The 18,502-nt window shown below is 65.1% G+C and carries 18 protein-coding genes and 1 pseudogene; 12 read left to right on the top strand and 7 right to left on the bottom strand.

Features of this window, described 5'->3' with window-relative positions; translation table 11 throughout:
* The 9 genes and pseudogenes from JKL48_RS11885 to JKL48_RS11845 all read left to right on the top strand — a co-directional run.
* The coding region (locus JKL48_RS11885; protein WP_201982640.1) for a response regulator transcription factor at window positions 1–447 on the top strand (447 nt) is incomplete at its 5' end.
* Window positions 444–1,706 carry a sensor histidine kinase gene (locus JKL48_RS11880; RefSeq protein WP_201982638.1) on the top strand — a complete coding sequence of 421 codons (1,263 nt, stop codon included), beginning with the start codon at window positions 444–446 and terminating at the stop codon, window positions 1,704–1,706. The genes JKL48_RS11885 and JKL48_RS11880, both read left to right, overlap by 4 nt.
* A 141-nt stretch (window positions 1,707–1,847) precedes the next feature.
* Window positions 1,848–6,293 carry a CusA/CzcA family heavy metal efflux RND transporter gene (locus JKL48_RS11875; protein WP_201982636.1) on the top strand — a complete coding sequence of 1,482 codons (4,446 nt, stop codon included), beginning with the start codon at window positions 1,848–1,850 and terminating at the stop codon, window positions 6,291–6,293.
* 29 nt (window positions 6,294–6,322) lie between these two features.
* A complete protein-coding gene (locus JKL48_RS11870) occupies window positions 6,323–7,558 on the top strand; it encodes an efflux RND transporter periplasmic adaptor subunit (protein WP_201982633.1) in 1,236 nt (411 codons plus the stop codon).
* An 89-nt stretch (window positions 7,559–7,647) separates the two neighbouring features.
* Window positions 7,648–8,235: a cation transporter gene (locus JKL48_RS11865; protein ID WP_201982631.1), complete on the top strand. Its 588-nt coding sequence runs from the start codon at window positions 7,648–7,650 to the stop codon at window positions 8,233–8,235.
* A 67-nt stretch (window positions 8,236–8,302) separates the two neighbouring features.
* A complete protein-coding gene (locus tag JKL48_RS11860; protein WP_201982629.1) occupies window positions 8,303–9,580 on the top strand; it encodes a sodium/calcium exchanger protein in 1,278 nt (425 codons plus the stop codon).
* 167 nt (window positions 9,581–9,747) lie between these two features.
* A pseudogene (locus JKL48_RS11855) lies at window positions 9,748–9,972 on the top strand (DUF4158 domain-containing protein); the annotation flags it as partial.
* Between the two features lie 286 nt (window positions 9,973–10,258).
* Window positions 10,259–10,831, top strand: a complete 573-nt coding sequence (locus JKL48_RS11850) for a hypothetical protein (protein WP_201982625.1) — start codon at window positions 10,259–10,261, stop codon at window positions 10,829–10,831.
* Between the two features lie 342 nt (window positions 10,832–11,173).
* Window positions 11,174–11,383 carry a response regulator gene (locus JKL48_RS11845; protein WP_201982623.1) on the top strand — a complete coding sequence of 70 codons (210 nt, stop codon included), beginning with the start codon at window positions 11,174–11,176 and terminating at the stop codon, window positions 11,381–11,383.
* Here the strand turns inward: JKL48_RS11845 and JKL48_RS11840 are convergent.
* The 7 genes from JKL48_RS11840 to JKL48_RS11810 form a co-directional block, all read right to left on the bottom strand.
* A complete protein-coding gene (locus JKL48_RS11840) occupies window positions 11,380–12,243 on the bottom strand; it encodes a sigma-70 family RNA polymerase sigma factor (protein WP_201982621.1) in 864 nt (287 codons plus the stop codon). The two genes, JKL48_RS11845 and JKL48_RS11840, sit on opposite strands and share 4 nt — an antisense overlap.
* Window positions 12,244–12,352: 109 nt before the next feature.
* Window positions 12,353–12,526: a hypothetical protein gene (locus JKL48_RS11835; protein WP_201982618.1), complete on the bottom strand. Its 174-nt coding sequence runs from the start codon at window positions 12,524–12,526 to the stop codon at window positions 12,353–12,355.
* 246 nt (window positions 12,527–12,772) lie between these two features.
* Window positions 12,773–13,477 (bottom strand): hypothetical protein, encoded by a 705-nt coding sequence (locus JKL48_RS11830; protein WP_201982616.1) that lies wholly within the window; start codon window positions 13,475–13,477, stop codon window positions 12,773–12,775.
* 77 nt (window positions 13,478–13,554) lie between these two features.
* Window positions 13,555–14,784, bottom strand: coding sequence for a hypothetical protein (locus JKL48_RS11825; protein WP_201982614.1), 1,230 nt, complete (start codon window positions 14,782–14,784; stop codon window positions 13,555–13,557).
* A gap of 40 nt (window positions 14,785–14,824) precedes the next feature.
* Window positions 14,825–15,244: a hypothetical protein gene (locus JKL48_RS11820; RefSeq protein WP_044518276.1), complete on the bottom strand. Its 420-nt coding sequence runs from the start codon at window positions 15,242–15,244 to the stop codon at window positions 14,825–14,827.
* A gap of 36 nt (window positions 15,245–15,280) precedes the next feature.
* Entirely contained in the window at window positions 15,281–15,418 is a 138-nt protein-coding gene (locus tag JKL48_RS11815) for a hypothetical protein (protein ID WP_156126578.1), read from the bottom strand.
* A gap of 248 nt (window positions 15,419–15,666) precedes the next feature.
* On the bottom strand, window positions 15,667–16,578 hold the full coding sequence (locus tag JKL48_RS11810) for an ArdC family protein (RefSeq protein WP_044518278.1): 912 nt from the start codon (window positions 16,576–16,578) through the stop codon (window positions 15,667–15,669).
* A 425-nt stretch (window positions 16,579–17,003) separates the two neighbouring features.
* On the opposite strand from JKL48_RS11810, the gene JKL48_RS11805 reads away from it, so the two are divergent.
* The 3 genes from JKL48_RS11805 to JKL48_RS11795 all read left to right on the top strand — a co-directional run bounded on the left by JKL48_RS11805 (window position 17,004) and on the right by JKL48_RS11795 (window position 18,499).
* Entirely contained in the window at window positions 17,004–17,306 is a 303-nt protein-coding gene (locus JKL48_RS11805) for a hypothetical protein (protein WP_044518280.1), read from the top strand.
* Window positions 17,303–18,082: a Fic family protein gene (locus JKL48_RS11800; protein WP_201982612.1), complete on the top strand. Its 780-nt coding sequence runs from the start codon at window positions 17,303–17,305 to the stop codon at window positions 18,080–18,082. The genes JKL48_RS11805 and JKL48_RS11800 overlap by 4 nt, the downstream gene beginning before the upstream one ends.
* 90 nt (window positions 18,083–18,172) lie before the next feature.
* Window positions 18,173–18,499, top strand: coding sequence for a DUF6660 family protein (locus JKL48_RS11795; RefSeq protein WP_044518284.1), 327 nt, complete (start codon window positions 18,173–18,175; stop codon window positions 18,497–18,499).
* Window positions 18,500–18,502 lie beyond the last annotated feature (3 nt).

Here is an 18,502-nt window from a genome sequence, read left to right as displayed (position 1 = left end):
GTCTCGGCCCGCGGGGCCCTCGACGACAAAGTCACCGGCCTGGCGCTCGGCGCCGACGACTACCTGACCAAGCCCTTCCACCTGGCCGAGCTCACGGCCCGCATCCAGGCCATTCTGCGCCGCCGCCAGTTTCAGGGCCAGAACGAGCTGCGCTTCCGGGCCCTGACCGTGCGGCCCGACCGGGCCCAGGTGCTGGTCGGCGACGAGCCCGTGCCCCTCACCCGCAAGGAGTACGAGCTGCTGCTCTACTTCCTGGCCAACCCTAACCGCCTGCTCACCAAGGAAAGCATCGCCGAGCACCTCTGGGGCGACGCGGCCGACACCGCCGACTCGTTCGACTTCATCTACAACCACCTCAAGAACCTGCGCCGCAAGCTGCAGGAGAAGGGTGCCCCCGACTACATCCGCACGGTGTACGGCCTGGGCTACGAGCTGAGCAGCGAATGAAGCTGCTGGCCACCACCACCCGCTACTACCTGCTGCTGGCGGCCCTGCTCTTTGCCACTGGCACGGCCGCGCTCTACGCGGGGCTGGTGTGGGCGCTGCGCTCCGAGATGGAAGAAAAGCTCGTCACGGAGCAGGGCTACCTCACGCCCATCCTGCAGCGCACCGGTCGGCTGCCGCTGCCCTTGGGCGACCAGCGCGAACTGAGCCGCCGCCCGCGGCTGGCAGGCTTCAGCGACACGCTCGAATACGACCCGGTGAGCCGGCGCACGGTGCCCTTCCGGCAACTGCATTTCCCGGTGCAGGTCAAGGGCGTGACCTACTGGGTAACGCTGCGCAAGTCCCTGCTCGAAAACGACAGCCCCCTGGGCGTGGTACTCTCCGTGATGGCCGCCGTGCTCGTCGGCCTGCTGCTGAGTCTGGCCGCGCTGAACCGCTGGCTGTCGGGCCGGCTCTGGCAGCCGTTCCACCAAACCCTGGCCGCCCTGCGCGGCTACGAGCTGCAGCGCCAGCCCGCCACCCTGGTGCTGCCGCCCACGGCCATCGACGAGTTCACCGAGCTCAACCAGGCCCTTACCCAGATGAGTGAGCGGCTGGCCGCCGAGTACCGGTCCCTCAAGGAGTTCACCGAAAACGCCGCCCACGAAACCCAGACGCCCCTGGCCATCCTGCAAGCCAAGCTGGAACGGCTGCTGCAGCTCGGCGCCCGCGACGCGGAAATGGCCCCGCTACTGCGCGACGCCTACGGGGCCACGCTGCGCCTCTCGCGCCTGCACCAGGGCCTGACGCTGCTCAGCAAGATTGAAAACGGCCAGTTTCCTGACGCTATGCCGCTCAACTTGGCGGACATCGTCACCGAAAAGCTCGCCCTGCTGGAAGAGCTGGTCAGCGGCAAAGAGCTAACCCTGACCTGCGAAGCTTCCGACCTGCTGCCGGTGCGCATGCACCCGGCCCTGGCCGATTCGCTGGTCGTGAACCTGCTGCAAAACGCCCTCAAGCACAACCACGTGGGCGGCACGCTGTCGGTGTACCTACGGGATGGTACCCTCGAAATCCGCAACTCCGGCCCGGCGCCCACCGGCGACCCCGCCCGCTACTTCGAGCGGTTCCAGAAGCAGCAGCCCGGCTCGGCCTCGCCCGGCCTCGGCCTGTCCATCGTGCAGCAGGTGTGCCGCCACTACGGCTTCGGGCTGCGCTACACCTACGAGGCCGCCACGGGGCAACACGTGCTGCACGTCAGCACCCGCCCGGCCGCGGCATAGGCTCCGCATAGAATTGGCCCGTAGCCTTGCACCGGCAACGCCGGGGCGGGGCAGGAACACGCCGATGTAGCGGCCATCCCGCCAACCCTTCACGGCCTTTTTTCAGCGGGTACGGCCCCGCTTCCACGAGTCAATGCGCGCATGTTTGACAAGATAATCCACTTCTCCATCCACAACAAGCTGATTATTAGCTTTCTGGTGCTGCTGCTCGTGGTGTGGGGCGGCTACTCGGTCACCCAGCTGCCCATCGACGCGCTGCCCGACATCACCAACAACCAGGTCCAGGTCAACACCATCTCGCCCGCGCTGGCCACCCAGGAAATCGAGCAGACCGTCACCGCCCCCATAGAGCTGGCCCTGGCCAACGTGCCGGGCGTCCTGGAGGTGCGCTCCATCTCCCGCTTCGGCCTCTCCAACGTCACCATCGTCTTCCGCGAGGACATGGACCCCTACCGGGCCCGGCAACTCGTGAGCGAGAAGCTGCTCGACGCCATCCAGCAGATTCCGCCCGGCTCCGGCACCCCCGAGCTGGCCCCCATCAGCACCGGCCTCGGCGAAATCTACCAGTACGTCCTGCGTCCCGCCAAGGGCTACGAGCGGCAGTTCAGCGCCATGGACCTGCGCACGCTGCAGGACTGGACCGTGCGCCGGCAGCTGGCCGGCATCGCCGGGGTGGCCGAAATCAACGGCTTCGGCGGCTACCGCAAGCAGTACGAAGTGGCCGTCAATCCCCAGCGCCTGCGCCAGGTGGGGGTCACCATGAATGAGCTGTTCACCGCTCTGGAAGGCAACAACCGCAACACCGGCGGTGCCTACATCGAGAAGGGCCCCCGGGCCTACTTCATCCGCGGCCTCGGCCTCGTGAAAAGCCTCGACGACGTGGGCCGCACCGTCGTGGCCGTGCGCGGCCGCACCCCCGTGCTGGTGCGCGACGTGGCCAAAGTGCGCTTCGGGGCGGCCGTGCGCTACGGCGCCATGACCCGTAATACCGAGGGCGAAGTCGTGGGCGGCGTCATCCTCATGCTCAAGGGCGAAAACTCCAACCAGGTGGTCGGCCGCGTCAAAGAGCGCATGGCCCAGGTGCAGAAGTCGCTGCCCAAAGGCGTCATCATCGAGCCCTTCCTCGACCGCTCCGACCTCATCAGCCGCGCCATTCACACCGTCACCCGCAACCTGGAAGAAGGCGCGCTGATTGTGATTTTCGTGCTCATTCTGTTCCTCGGCAACTGGCGCGCCGGCCTCGTCGTGGCCTCGGTCATTCCGCTGGCCATGCTGTTTGCCATCATCATGATGAACCTGTTCGGGGTGTCGGGCAACCTGCTCTCGCTCGGGGCCATCGACTTCGGCCTGATTGTCGACGGGGCCGTCATCATTGTCGAAGCCATCGTCTCGCGGGTGGCCCACGGCCGTCCCGCCGGCTCGCCCGAGCTAACGCCCGGCGAGATGAACACGGCCGTGTACGAGTCGGCCAGCCGCATCCGGCAGTCGGCCTCGTTTGGCGAAATCATCATCCTGATGGTCTACCTGCCCATCCTGGCGCTGGCCGGCATCGAGGGCAAGATGTTCCGGCCCATGGCCGAAACCGTGGCCTTCGCCATCATTGGCGCCCTGATTCTCTCGCTCACCTACGTGCCCATGATGGCCGCCCTGGCGCTTAGTCGTAAAGCGGATACGAAGGAGACGTTTTCCGACAAGCTCATGGCCCGGGTGCAGCGCGGCTACGCGCCGCTGCTGGCCCTCTCGCTGCGCCACCGCACCGTGGTGCTCGGCTTGTCGGTGGCCCTGCTGGCGGGCGCTTATTTGCTGTTTCGCACACTCGGCGGCGAGTTCATCCCCACCCTCGACGAGGGCGACATGGCCATTGAGATGCGCATGCCCACCGGCACGGCCCTCGGCCAGACGGTGGCCACCACCGGCCAGGTCGGGGCCATTCTGCGGCAGCAGTTCCCCGAAGTCCTCGGCGTGGTGAGCCGCATCGGCGTAGCCGACATCCCCACCGACCCCGACCCCATCGAAGTGGCCATGGTCACCATCCTGCTCAAGCCCCGCGCCGAGTGGACTTCCGCCGACACCCGCGAGGCCCTGGCCGAGCGGATGAAAAAGGCCCTGGAAGTGCTGCCCGGCGTGAGCTACGAGTTTTCGCAGCCCATCCAGCTGCGCTTCAACGAGCTGATTTCCGGGGCCCGCCAGGACGTGGCCGTCAAGATTTACGGCGAGGACCTGGCCCGGCTGGCCACGCTCGGCGCCCAGGCCGCCGCGCTCATCGCCCCCATTAACGGGGCGCAGGACGTGGCCGCCGAGCGCACCGCCGGCCTGCCCCAAATCACGGTGGCCTTCAACCGCGACCGGCTGGCCCAGTACGGGCTGACCGTGGGCGACGCCTCCACGGTGCTGGCCACGGGCTTTTCCGGGGCCACCGCCGGCACGGTCTACGAAGGAGCCAAGCGCTTCGACCTGGTGCTGCGCCTCGACTCGGCCCACCGCACCGGCATCGACGACGTGCGCGCCCTGCCCATCGCCCTGGCCGACAGCAACCAGGTGCCGCTCGGCGAAGTAGCGCAAATTGAGCTCAAGGACGGCCCGGCCCAGATTTCCCACGAGGACGGCAAGCGCCGCATCACCGTGGGCCTGAACGTGCGCGGCCGCGACGTGCAAAGCTTGGTGCAGGACATCCAGGGCGTGCTGGCCCAAAAGCTGCCGCTGCCCCCCGGCTATTACATCAGCTACGGCGGCCAGTTCCAGAACCTGGTCGAAGCCCAGCAGCGCCTGAGCATCGCCGTGCCCGTGGCGCTGACCCTGATTTTCATCCTGCTGTTTTTCACCTTTGGTTCGCTGAAGGAGTCGCTGCTGATTTTCACGGCCATTCCGCTTTCGGCCATCGGCGGGGTGGTGGCGCTGTGGGCGCGGGGCCTGCCGTTCAGCGTGTCGGCCGGCGTGGGCTTCATTGCCCTGTTCGGCGTGGCCGTGCTCAACGGCATCGTGCTCATCGGCGAGTTCAACCGCCTTGAAGCCGACGGCATACACGATGTGCTGGAGCGGGTGCGGCTTGGCACCGCCGCCCGCCTGCGGCCGGTGGTGATGACGGCCGCCGTGGCCTCGCTCGGCTTCCTGCCCATGGCCCTGTCCGACACAGCGGGCGCCGAAGTGCAGCGCCCTTTGGCCACGGTGGTCATCGGCGGCCTGGTCACAGCTACGCTGCTCACGCTCGTGGTGCTCCCCATTCTCTACAGCCTCTTTCTTAAAGGCGGGCGCGGCACCGATGCAACCAAGCCAGCCGATGCCGAGCCGGGAGCTACTGAGGCCGCCGCAGTACCCACCGCACCCGCGGGCAGCCACCCGGTTTCGGCCGTCCTCGTCCTGCTTTTCGCGCTGGTAGGCCTGCTCGCTCCGGCCCGGAGCTACGGCCAGGCGCGGCCCGGTGCCCCGGTGTCCAGCGTACCGCTCACCCTCGACGCGGCCCTGAACCAGGCCCTGAAAAGCAACCCCGGCGTTCAGAGCGCCAATCTATCGGTGCAGCAGCAGCAGGCGCTGCTCGGCACGGCCACCGAGCCCGGCCGCACGGGCTTCAGCTACGGCTACGAGGACAACGCCGCCCTGCCCGGCAACAAGACCTACGGCGTGGCCCAGAGCTTCGAACTGCCCACCGTCTACACCCGCCAGGCCCGGGCCCTGCGCCAGCAGGTGACCCTGAGCGAGCGCACCCGCGCCGTGACCCAGGCCGGGCTGCGCCGCGACGTGCAGGCCGCCTACTTCCAGCTCGCCTACGGCCAGGCCCGCCTGCGCCTGCTCACCAACCAGGACAGCCTCTACCAGGACTTCGCCCGCGCCGCCGCCGTGCGGTATAAGTTGGGCGAAGCCGCCTACCTGGAGCAGGTATCCGCCGCCGCCCGCGCCCGCGAAGTGGAGGTGGCCCACCGCCAGGCCGAGGCCGACCGCCGCATCTTCGACCGCGAGCTGCAGCGCGTGCTTGGCGCCCCCCAGGCCGTCGAGCTGCCGGCGGGCGCGCTGGTGCGCCTGCCGCTGCCCCCGGCCCTGACCGATACCACCCTGGCCCGCGACAACCCCACCCTGGCCCTGTTTCAGCAACAGGTGGTGGTGGCCCGGGCCCAGCAGCAGGTGCTCAAGGCCCGCAACCTGCCCGACTTTTCGGCCTACTACAACCGGCAGACCCAGGCCGGCGAAACCGGGGGCGGGAAGAGTGGATTCTACGGCTACGGCGTGGGGGTGAACGTGCCCATTTTTTTTCGGGCCCAGCGCAGCCGCGCCCAGGCCGGCCAGCTCGCTATTCAGGTGGCCGAAGCCGACCTGGCCAACACCCGCAACAACGTGCAAACGGCGTTCCTCCAGCAGCTGCAGGAAGTCAGCAAGGCCGACGAGGCCCTGCGCTACTACGAAAGCGCCGGCCTGCAGCAGGCCAAGGAAATCGTGCGGGTGGCCGAAAAGAGCTATCGCGCCGGCGAAATCGGCTACATCGAGTACGTGGCCGCCCTCACGCAGGCGTATGGCATTCGGGGCCAGTACCTCGACGCGCTGAACCTCTACAACCAAAGCATCATCACCCTGACCTACCTGCTCGGCCGCAACTAGCGCCGGCCGTTCCAGTAGCTTTCCTCGCCATGACGTTTCTTAATTCCACTCGTTGCCGACTGCTCATTTTCGCCCTGCTGCTAGCCAGCTGCGGTAAAAAAGGCGCTGCCGACGACAGCGGCGACAAAGCCCCCGCGGCCGCCAAAGCCGCCGACCCGCCGCTGGACTCCAACCAGGTGCAGCTGTCCGAAAACCAGGTGAAGGCCATCAACCTCCAGCTCGGCCGCTTCACCACCCAGGACGTGAGCAACGTGGTCAAGGCCACCGGTACCCTCAGCCTGCCGCCCCAGCGCCGGGCCAGCGTGAGCGCCTACCAGGGCGGCATCATCCGCACGCTGCCCGTCACTGAGGGCCAGCCCGTGCGCCAGGGCCAGGTGCTGGCCGAGCTCGAAAACCCGGACTTTGTGCAGCTCCAGCAGGACTACCTCACCCAGCGCGACCAGTTCGTGTTCCTCGAAACCGACTACAAGCGCCAGAAAGCCCTGCTGGCCGAGCAGGTGGGCGTGGCCAAAAACGTGCAGCAAACCGCCGCTAACTACAACGCCGCCCGCGCCACGCTCCGCAGCCTGGAAAGCCGGCTCACCACCCTCGGCATTGCCCTGGGGCCGCTGCGCGCCGGCCGCATTGTGAGCCGTATCCCCGTTAAGTCGCCGCTGGCCGGGCGGCTGCGCTACCAGCCGGGGCTGGCCCTCGGGGCCTCCGTCACCCCGTCCGGCCCGCTGTTCGAGGTGCTGGACACCCGCCGGCTGTTCGTCGAGTTGCAGGTGTTCGAGCAGGACTTCGGCAAGGTGCGCGTGGGCCAGGCCGTGCACGTCACCTTCCCCAGCCTGCCGGGCCTGCCCGCCACCGAGGCCACCGTGTCCTACATCGACCCCGCCTTCAACCCCACCACCAAAACCGTAAAGGTGCGCGCCGTTATCGACGACAACCGCAACGAGCAGCTGCTGCCCGGCCTGTTCGTCAACGCCGTCATCGACGTGGACCCGGCCGCCGCGCCCGCCGCCGTGGCCACCGTGCCCGACGCGGCCATCGTGCCCGAAGGCGAGGCCTCGTACATCTACACCCTCGTGAAAACCCGCCGCGAGGACACCGGCACCGAGTACATCTACGAAAAGCACGAGGTGCGCACCGGCGCCGCCGCCAAGGGCTTCACCGCCGTCACCCCCGTCGACAAGCTGCCGGCCAACGCCCAAGTGGTGGTCAGCGGCGCCTACTACCTGCAGGCCCAGCAAGGCAAGGGCAGTGGGGAGCAAAGCGACGATTAGCACGCCTCACTGGCCTTCCTTCACGGGTGGGCCGCTATTCCCGGCTGGCGCCCTTACCAACGGGTTCTATCCTGACTGTTCTGTTTGCTATGAATGAATCTACGCTGCTGCAACGTGGCATTGCCCTCGAATATGCTACGCTGGGCTGGAACGTACTAGGGGTGGCCGTGCTCGCCTGGGCTGCCCCGGCGGCCCACTCCGTGGCTCTGGTGGGCTTCGGCTTCGACACGCTGCTGGAAATCGGGGCCTCCACCGTGGTGCTTTGGGAGCTGCGCGGCACGGGTGGGGCCCGGCAGGCGCGGGGCCTGCGCCTGCTGAGCGGAGCCTTCCTGGTGCTGGGCCTGTACCTGCTGGGGCAAAGCGGTTGGAGCCTGGCCCATGCCGTGCAGCCGCAGCCATCGGCCCTGGGCCTGGGCTGGCTGGCGCTGACGTGCGCCGTCATGCTGGCCCTGGCCTGGGGCAAGCGCCGCGTGGGCCAGCAGCTGGGCAACCCGGTGCTGCTGACCGAAGGGCGCGTGACGCTAGTGGACGCGGCTTTGGCCGGGGCGGTGCTGCTGGGCCTGGGCCTGAACGCCTGGCGGGGCTGGTGGTGGGCCGACGGGGCCGTGGGCCTGCTGCTGACCGGCTACTGCTTCTGGGAAGCCCGCCACGCCTGGCACGAAGCCCGCACTCTTTGAAAGTACTGATTTCTTCCCCCGGTGCCTGGGCTAGGCATTCCGCTTCACCCCTTACCCATCAATCAGCATGAGAAAATTCTTCCTCTATGTGGCCTTGGCCGTGGCCGCGACGCTGCCCGGCTTTTACCTGCGCCTGACGGGCATCCACGTAGCCCCGGTGCTGGAAGCGGCCATTTTCTTCGTGGCCATCCTCGGCGCGGGGTTCCTGCTGTCGTGGGGCGCTGAAGCGGCCGAAGAGCATGTGTCGCAGGGTCTGGTCATTGGGGTGCTGGCGCTGGTCACGGTGCTGCCCGAGTACGCCGTCGACCTCTACTACACCTACCAGGCCGGCCTGCACCCCGGCTCGGCCTACGCCGGCTTTGCCGCCGCCAACATGACCGGGGCCAACCGCCTGCTCATCGGTGCGGGCTGGCCCCTGATTGTGTTTCTCTACTGGTGGCACAGTGGCAAGCGAGCCGTGGCCCTGAGCTGGGACAACGCCGCCGAAATTGCCTATTTGGCCCTGGCCAGCCTGTATTCCTTCGTCATCGTCTGGAAAGGCAGCATCGGCGTCATCGACTTCGTGGTCTTGGTCGGCATCTTTGCCGCCTACCTCTGGCGCCTGAGCAAGCTGCCCAAAGCCGACCACGACGAGGCCGAAGAAGCCGAGGATGACGACGACGAAGTTGGCCCCGCCGCGGTGCTGGCCACCCTGCCCGTGCGCCAGCAGTGGCTCATCATGGGCGTGCTGACCGTGGTGGCCGTGGCCGTCATCGTCATGGCCGCCGAGCCCTTTGCCGAATCGTTGCTGGCCGCCGGCCGCGAGTTGGGCGTCAACCAATTTCTGCTGGTGCAGTGGGTGGCCCCCTTCGCCAGCGAGGTGCCCGAAGTGGTGCTCGTGGTGCTCTTCGTGCTCAACAACCGCCCCACGGCCGCCCTCGGGGCCCTGGTCAGCGACAAAATCAACCAGTGGACCCTGCTCGTGGGCATGATTCCCATGGTCTACGCCCTCGGCGCCGGCCACCTGACCGGCTTCCCGCTCGATGCCCGCCAGCACGAGGAGTTTTTCCTCACCGCCGCCCAGTCTCTATTCGCTGTGGCCCTGCTACTGCGTCTGCGCCTGAGTTTGGGCAGCGCCGCCATCCTGTTGGGGATGTTCGGCGTGCAGTTTGCCCTGGCGTGGGTATTCGAGCACGACGAGGCCGGCAGCGTGCGGCTGCTCACCGACATGGCGTGGGGCTACATCGTGCTGGCCCTCGGCCTGTTCTGGTGGAACCGCGCCGGCCTGGTGCAGTACGTGCGCGTGGGCCTGCTGGCCCGCGACGCACGGCAACCACTTCCTCGAACCGACCCCGCGAAGCACTAGTGGCGGCCCAAATGTGCCGCCTGGTTGCTTGTAGAATGACCTCTGTGGCCGGGCGTGGGCGTGCTTTGCGTTGTTTGCCATGCCCGTAGAATTCCTCAGCGACGAACAGGTCGCCCGCTGGGGCCGCTACCGCACCGGCCCCAGCCCCGAGTAGCTCGCGCTTCTTTTACCTGAATCCCCTGGATGCCGCGTTTTTGGCTACCTATCGCCTGCCGCATACCCGGCTCGGCGGCGCCGTGCAGCTCTGCGCACCGCGGTTTTTGGGCACCTTTCTGCCCACGCAAGTGCCGGCCGTGGCGGTGCGCACCCTGCCCGAACGCGTGGCGCCCGGTGAGCTACAACCGCTCCGCGACCTGACCAACTGGCAGCACCAGTTGGTCGAATTCCCCTAACGTTGTTTTCCGTTCCCACTCTTATGCCCCCCCGTGGACGGGGCTGGCTGCGCAGCCGCGCCTGCTGCGCGGCCAGCTTCGTCGCACCGCAAACCTTAACATGGGAAATAGGACTATCCGCGTAGTGATTCCGTAATATTGCGCCATCGCCTCGGACCTGCCGCGAAGACTCGTCTTGTTTTCAAGCGCTTTGTACCCGCTCCGGCCGGGCTTATGCCGCCCACGGCTGCCGGGCTGCTATTGCTAACCGAGTCCGCTTAACGCCGGGCCTTTTCCCATTTACCTTATGAGTTCCCACCAAAAAGACTTAGCTGGCCAACTGGCCGCCGCCGTTGCGCCCCACCTCGGCCACAACGCAAGTGCCGACCGCCAGCCGCCCAAAGCCGTCGCCAAAACTCTGCGGCAACTGGCCAAACAGCTCACCAAGCAACAGAGCAAACAGGCCAAAGCCGTGGCCAATCCCACGCCGCTGACCGCTAAGCGGGCCCGCAAGGCCCTGGCCGGCGAGTTGGCCACCGTGCTGCAACCCTACCTGGGTGGCACGAAGGGCGACGATGCCAAAACGTCCAAAAAAGTGGTCAAAGCTGTAAAACGGCTGGCCGCGCAGGTGGTCAAGCAGCGCCGGAAGGACGCCAAGCAAAGCGCCAAGCAGGCCAAACAGGCGGCCAAGCAGCCGGGCCGCGCCGCCGCAGACGAACAGGTTACGGGAACCAGCGCAACCGCCCCGGCGGCCAAAGCCCCCCGGTCGTCGGTGGCCCGGGCCGCCGCGCCCACGGCCCGGCGCACGGGAACCCCGACGAAACGGCAAGGGCCGAAAGCGGTTCCGGCCACTCCGCCTCCGGTGGAAGCCGCCGAATAGCCGCCGAATAGCCCCGCCCGTGCTGCGGCCCGTTTTAGGCCAATAAAAGAGCCCCAACTTGCAGATTGGGGCTCTTTTTATAATAATACGACACGCTAATCACCCAATAACGCCGGGAGTAGTGCCCGCGTGACCCACCCGGACCACGCGGGACTTATTCCCTCTCTTCTTGCGCAAAGGTATCGGCAATCATTCCTCTTTCGCTAGGGTTTCTCCAAGCGTAACCAAAGCATCACGCGACCATAATGAGTCGACAAAAGCGTGCCGTTCGCCGATTCCCGGAGCGGGGATTGACCGGTAAGATGCTGTGCGTTGGGAGGATAAGCCGCGCTTAGACCATCCTTGTCCCCGGCCGGCCGGGGCAAGGATGGTCCGGCCATGGAGGTATTTCTGGTTGAAGTCGAACAGGCCCTGGCCCGGCTCATCCGCAAAGGCTTTCGGCCCGAAGGCTACGACCTGAGCCTGGCCTACGACGGGTTGATGGGGCAGTCCATGCCGCGCCAGTACCGCCACGCCCTCGTGATGCTGGCCGTGATGGACCGCCGCTGCTAGCCCAGGTACGGCTTCAATGCCCGCGAGCGCGTGGTGTGTTTGAGCCGGCGGATGGCCTTCTCCTTTATCTGCCGTACCCGTTCGCGGGTCAGGCCGAACTTTTCACCAACCTCTTCCAACGTCAGCGCGGCGTGACCATTGAGCCCGAAGTGAAGCGTCACGACGTCCGCTTCGCGCAGGGTCAGGGTCGAGAGCGCCCGCTGCACCTCCTTGCGCAAGGAATCGTGCAGCAAGCCGGCATCCGGCGTTTCGCCCCCTTCATCTTGCATCACGTCGAGCAGGCGGTTTTCCTCGCCCTGCACGAAGGGGGCATCCATCGAGACGTGGCGGCCCGCGATTTTGAGCGTGTCCACCACTTCGGAGGCGCTCAGCTCCAGCAGCTCGGCAATTTCGTCGGGCGAAGGCTCGCGTTCAAACTTTTGCTCCAGCTCGGAGAACGAGCGGCTGATTTTATTGAGCGAGCCCACCCGGTTCAGGGGCAGGCGCACGATGCGGCTCTGCTCGGCCAGGGCCTGCAGGATGCTCTGGCGAATCCACCACACGGCGTAGGAAATGAACTTGAACCCCTTGGTTTCATCGAAGCGCTTGGCCGCTTTAATCAACCCCAGGTTGCCCTCGTTGATGAGGTCGCCCAGCGTCAGGCCCTGGTTCTGGTACTGCTTGGACACCGAGACGACGAAGCGCAGGTTGGCTTTGGTCAGCTTTTCGAGGGCCATCTGGTCGCCCTCGCGAATGCGCTGGGCCAACGTCACTTCCTCGTCTATCGACACCAGGCTCACTTTGCCTATCTCCTGGAGGTACTTGTCCAGCGACTGGCTTTCGCGGTTGGTAATCTGTTTGCTGATTTTGAGCTGTCTCATTCGGGAACGATACTATTGTTCGGTTTTATGAGGAGGATAAGACCAATTCACCCCTCTTTGCTATTCGGTCGGGTCCAAGGATTATCAAGACGCGGCTCCGCAGAAAGGTTCACGGCGCGGGCAAAGTCGTGGCCCCGGCCGGCAGTTGCCAGTGCCGGTAGGCCACGGAATCGGCGGGGGCGTCCTGGGGTGGATATTCCGGTATCCAGTCATCCGCCAGGTTAAGGCCAGGGTCGTTGCCATTGGCTTCCTCGGCCTGCTCCAGCCCGTCCAGGGTTTGCAATAGCTGTGCGGTTCCCCGTAGTTGGCGGGCTTCCTAGGTGCGTTTGATGGCTCGCTCTACGGCGTGCCCAGCTTCGTGCTATTTTGTCCGGTAGTATCGCTGGTACTCTTCCTCCGGCTGAGTCGGCGGTTTTCTATTGATTTAACAATACACTATTTTTAAATCAAGCGCTCGGTTCAGTACATTAACAGGCTATATTTTCCGCTTCCTGAGGGACCCCTACGTTTCTGTGGGCGACCACCAGGTCTACTGGGGAACTAGCTGTTGGGGGTATGCGGCAACCAGCGCAGGTAAAGCATGGGCCTCGCTCATGGGGTGGTGGGTGCCCTGAGCTCCATCGTAGAAGTAGTGCCATAGCGTCTGGCCGAAGTTCAGGCGGTCCTTGTACAAAGCCAGCCCGCTAATCATGTAGGTCATGTGGGGGCTGTAGAAATGCACCTGGTGGCCCACCAGAAACTTGGGCTCCGGGTGCTGCTTGCCGGTGCCGGTACTGACATAAGCGAGTTGGCCAACGATGCTGCCCACGGCCTGCCCGCGCCACCGCAGCTCGTCCAGCGGGCCGGCCGCGGCCCGCTGCTTCAGATACTCGACTTCCTGCGCCTGGTCGCGCAGGCCGATGGTAGCCGCCAACAAAGCAATAGCCTGCTCGGCGGTGTTGGCAAAATATATCCGGTCGCCCTCCCCCGGCAGCAGGACCTCGAACTGGCCGCTTAGTACCTGCTGGGTATGCGGATTGACGTAATTAAAGCCTTGGTGCGTGTTTTCAGAAAGTAGCTCGTACTGACCCGCGTCGTCGCTATGGCGGTCGTTTACCTGAATGGCGTAGTGGTAACCGTTCCAGTAAATGGCAGTCACGAGGCCCCGCACGTCGCGGTAACGAGTGCTGCGGACGGTGGCCCCAATAACGATGCGGCCGGCGTGGGTTTCGATGGCGGGGAGGTTCGGTAGCATAAGATTTTGCAATTGTAAAAAGTGGGGATTAGGCTGCTGGCGCGGTGGACGTGGACACTGAAAACCGGGAGCATTAGCTAATCATGCTGCTCGTCACTGGGGTATTCCGGGTACTCGGTGCTGTCTTGGTTGTCGGCCAGCTCGTCGCCCTCCTGGGGCGGGTACTCGGGAATCCAGTCGCCGGGCTCGGCCGGCGCGGGCTCTTGGCCGTTGGGGGTGAAGTCGAAGGCATACCGCGCCTGCACCTGGGCCAGCGTTAGCGGGGTCAGGGTGGGGTAATTCGGGCCGTAGTGAAAGCGGGGTTCGGTTTCCACATAATACTGCCCGCTGGGCTGCTGCCAAAGCGTAACGCGCCCGTTGCCCTCCCCTTCTTCGGCCGTGGCCCGCCGGCCCGAAATGTAAGCGTAGCTGTCCAGCGGCAGCGGGCCCAAATCAAGCTCTACCCGCTCCCACGGGCATTCCCCGCTGCCCCCCATTTCTTCCTCAAACGCTACCCACGTCCGCCACTCGTTTTTCTCCACGATGCGGCCCCGGTACTGCTGGCCCTGCTCCTTCATGGCCTGGGCCAGGGCGCTCAGCGTGTCGTACTGGTCGAAGGTGTAGGGCACGGGGGCGGGGATGCGGAACGGGCCGGAGAACTGCTCGGTCAGGTAGTCCACCTGGTCCGCCGTGCCGGCGCGAAGGGCAAAAAGCTGTGGCCCCTTGCGCTCGTGGCTGGCCTCGTGCACTTCCAGATAATGGTGCTCGGGAATCTCCTGCCAGTTGACCGGGGTGGCAAGCTGGGCCTCGTCCTGGCGGTCCGTGCCGACGAAGTGTTCCACGTCATAAAAGCCGTAGTAGTCAGCCAGCCCGCCGTACACCACCGTAATGCGGCCGGTGTGCAGGTTGCGGTAATAAAGCGGGGCCGGAATAACCCGGTACTCCTGCGAGCTGATTTCTACCACTTCGGGCACCTGGACTGGCGCGGCGGGGCCGGGCGTGTAGGGTTCCAACTCCCGGCCGAAAAAATGGCCTAGCGTCACGCCGTGCTTCGCTAGATGCTCGGGCATCTTGTCTGGCTGGCAAAGCACCCCTACATAGCCCTCTGCGTGAAAGTACGCTCTCACCTCGGCCGGGCCGATGCTGTTCATGTAGATGTGAACGCGGGAACCAATGGCGGGCACCTCACCGCTGCCCGACCATTGGAGGCCGGCCGGTAAGCCGGCGCGGGTGCAAAATCCTACCCATTGCGGACACTGCTGCGGGTCGCCGGCCCAATCGAGGGGGCTGATTTGGGGCTGCTTGGGGGCGGGGACAGGGGTTATCATATCGAAGGAAAAAGGAAATAGTGAGAAAATGAGCCGGGGGCTAGGCCGCAAGGGCCAGCTGGCTGCCGAATACCACGCCGGCCCGGGGGCTGATGCGCTTGCGACGGCTGGCGGTCTTGGCGTGGTGGGTGGTTTCGGTCACCAGTCCCAAAAAGCCGGCGGCGTGGGTGTAGCCCTTCACCTCGGCCCGCTCCTGTTGGCCGTCGCGGTTCACCGTTACCGTGGTCCCTACCGCTGGCACGGGCTGCTGAGCCGACCAATGCAGCCCACCGGGAAGCATCGTTAAGCGGGGCGCGGCCGCGAACTCGGGCACCGGATTGGTCAGCTGCTCAGCGGCATCTTGGTTGGCTTGCCAGGCATCCTCGCGGGCCTGACGCTGGGCGGCATTGGCAGCGCGGAGCCGGGCTAAGCGAGCGGCAGGAATGCGACGGGCGGGGCGAGTGGTGGGGATGGTTTTCATACTGCGACAAGTGGAATGAATTGAGAAATGAATCAGCTAAAACCAGGGGGCGGCTTCCCAAGCGGCCAGCTCGGCGGCGGACACTGCCGGCAGGGTGGCAAGCGCTTCGTCGGCGGGGTCAAACCGGTCGGCCCACACCTCGCCGGGCGCTAAATCAAAAGCTTCGTCAACCATGAATAAAGGGTTGTTTTATCGTTCGTTGCTTATACTTATTAAACGCCAAAACAAGTATTAATGTTTCAATTTTGTTTAAATTAAAGTTGTAATTATTGACTATTTAAGCAGCCGCTAAGGGTATTGCCACGGACGGATTTTTCCCTTTTGTACAACTTTAGCAGCTGTCTTTTTGCAATTGCAATTTCCTTTTGTGGCCCGCCCCGGTGGCCGTCCGACGGAATGGCTCCATCGGGCGGCCGCTGACCTTACTGCGGAGTGGCTTCGGTGCCGGGGACTTCCTCCGCTTCGTAGCTAGGTACGATGCCCAGAATGTGGTTGGCGGCTTTCTGGCCTTGGCTGGCGGCGGAAATTATCAGCTGTTTGTCGTTGCGCAGGGCTTGCAGCCAGTTGGCGATATAGCTGGCACTGCTGGGCTCGGTGCGGGTCAGGTCCAGCCCGGCCGCGTGGCTCAGGAACGAGGCCCCCAACTCGGCCACCAGCTCCTCCTTGGCGTAGGTTTCACTGCCAAAGGCGGCTAATTCGGTGAGCGTGGCCCGGTCCAGCCGCTTGGCGTGGCCGGTGGAGTGGGTCAGCTCGTGAAACAGGGTGTGGTAATAGTCTTCGGCCGTGTGGAAGTTGCTGGCCTCGGGCATGGTCACCGTGTCGACGCTGGTGCGGTACATGGCTTCGCTGCCCTTGTGCAGCACCCGGGGGCCACCCGCGTAGCCGGCCAGCACCTGCTCGGCGGCCTGCTCGGGCGTGTGCTCGCGGCTGGGCAGTTCGGGGAACGTCCACGCCACGCCGTCAATCTGGGCCACGTTGAACACCGTGGAGTATTTCAAAAACGCCTTTTTCTTCTCTTCGCCCTTGCCGTCGTCCTTCTTGGTCACGGTGAAGAACACCACCGGCATGCCCTTCTCGCCCCGGCGCACCTGCCCGCCCAGCTCCTTGGCTTGGTTGTAGGTCAGGAAATACGGGTGCTCATACTCCAGCATCCCCAGCAGCAGGGCATTCACGCCCTGATACACGTGCTTGCTGCGGTAGTTGCGGGGCGCGCCGTGGGCGGCATTCCACGGCTGCTTCCACGGGGTCACGCCGTTCTCCAACGCCAGAATAATGCGGTTGGTGATGATTTCGTACACGTCAGGACGGGGAGCGAAAGGAGCGGGCTTTTTCATGACTTAACAGGTTGGTTTTATGCTTGCTGCTTATACTATTTAAACGTAAAAACCCGTAATAATATTTCAATAATATTTAAATTAAAGCGTCAATTATTGCGCATTACATCGCCGTATTTGGCACGGATTCTGATTTTTCCCTTTTGTACTTTATTCGCCCCGCTCAGGTATTATCCGCCCGATGCCCACTGAGTTCGCCATGAATTGGCCTCCCGGCTTTTTCCTGTGGTTCGCGAAAGGGATGGGAGGGGTTTAGTCCGCAGGACCGCAGGCAACGCCGGAGCCCCGCACAGCCCGGCCCGGAGGGGTTCGCCCCCGTGTCCTCCTCCGCCCTAGCGGCGACCGCATCGCCCGGCATAGGCATTAGCCGTGGATTTGCTACTTTTGGTAACGCTTTAAGCCGTGTGCTCATTTTCCTTCAATCCATGACTTCTGCCAGCCAAGCTGCTTATCAGGCCCTGCGGGACTACCTGAACTCGCTGCTCAGCCCCACCCACCCCGACCAGGCGCTGGTGGAGGTGCCGGCGGCGCTACGGCCGAGCCTGGAAGCCTTCATGCGCGGCAAAACCGAGTACCAGGACGAGGCCGGGCGGCGCATGATTTACGCCCACGACCTGGCGGCCTGGGCCGGCGATTTAATTCACGGCGCGGGCCTGGCCACGCCCCTGCCCCTGGCCACGGTGGACGTCGCGGCGCTGCGGGCGGCCACCCTGCGCCAGGCCGCATGACCTGGACCGAGATTGAGCGCCTGACCGAGCTGGTGCAGGAGTTGCCTCCGGTGCGCCAGCAATCCAGCCAGCAGCTCAGCCAGGTAATGGTTTCGGCCCACTCCACCATGATTGAGGGCTCCCGCGTGACGGTGCTCGAAGCCATGGATTTTCTGCTAGGTGAAGCACCCATACTGGGACCGGGCAAGCCGCTGGAGGGTTACGACATGCTGGGCGACCACGCCCGCGCCCTCGACCTGGCCCTGGAGCGAGCCGACGCGCGGCAGCTGCCCGGCCCGGCCTTCCTGCGGGAGTTGGCGGCGGCTGTCATGCGCAGCACCGGCCGGCTCACTAACACGGCCCTGGGCACCGTGGACCCCACGCAGGGCGACCTGCGCCGCAACAACGTGTTCATCGTCGGGGCCAGCTCGTTTCCCAACGCGCAAAAGGTGCCGGCCCTGGTCGCGGCCCTGGTCGGAGAGTTGCGCGAGCGGATGCCCGCGGCGGCCACCCTGCGCGAGCAGCTGGAGCTGGCCTTTGAAGCCCACCAGCGGCTGGTGAGCATTCACCCCTTCAACGACGGCAACGGGCGCACCTCCCGGCTGCTCATGAACTACGTGCAGCGCTACTACGGCCAGCCGCTGACTATCGTGTTCCGCGAGGACCGCCAGGCGTATTTCGAGGCCTTGGAGCAGAGCCGGGTGGCGGAGGACCTGGCGGTGTTTATGGACTTCATGCGGGGTCAGCACGGAAAATCTCTGACGTATCAGCTGTCCGCATCGGTTCCCCGTATCTAGCGGTGAGCCCCCCTTTGGAGACGTTGCGCGGTAAGTGAGCGGCCCAAAAATTCCGGCTCGTTTACCCGGATTCGCTACCTTTGCCAGCACATGCGCCTGCTAGCCCTGTTTTTTGCTTTCTACTTTGCCTGCCTCTCGTGCCTTTCCTGCACGGACGAGGCGACCGTGTGCAAAGACCAGCAGCAGACAACCGTGGCCGCTTCGCACTCCGATTGCGGGGCCGGCGCGCTGGGCGACTGGTGCTCGCCGCTGTGCCAGTGCCACTGCTGCGGCGGGGCCGTAATGCCCCTGCCCCTGGCAAACCAGGTGGCGTATTCGCCGCCCACTGAGTGGGCTACCAGCCCCCGGCACGGCCGGCTGGTCGTGGCCGCCCCGACGCGGGCGCTCGGGTCCGTGTGGCAGCCGCCCCAGGCCTAACCC

The organism is Hymenobacter rubidus (assembly GCF_016734815.1).
Taxonomy (GTDB): Bacteria; Bacteroidota; Bacteroidia; order Cytophagales; family Hymenobacteraceae; genus Hymenobacter; species Hymenobacter rubidus.
The sequence above is the reverse complement of the archived record's forward strand: the minus strand, read 5'-3'. Positions and strand labels throughout refer to the sequence as shown.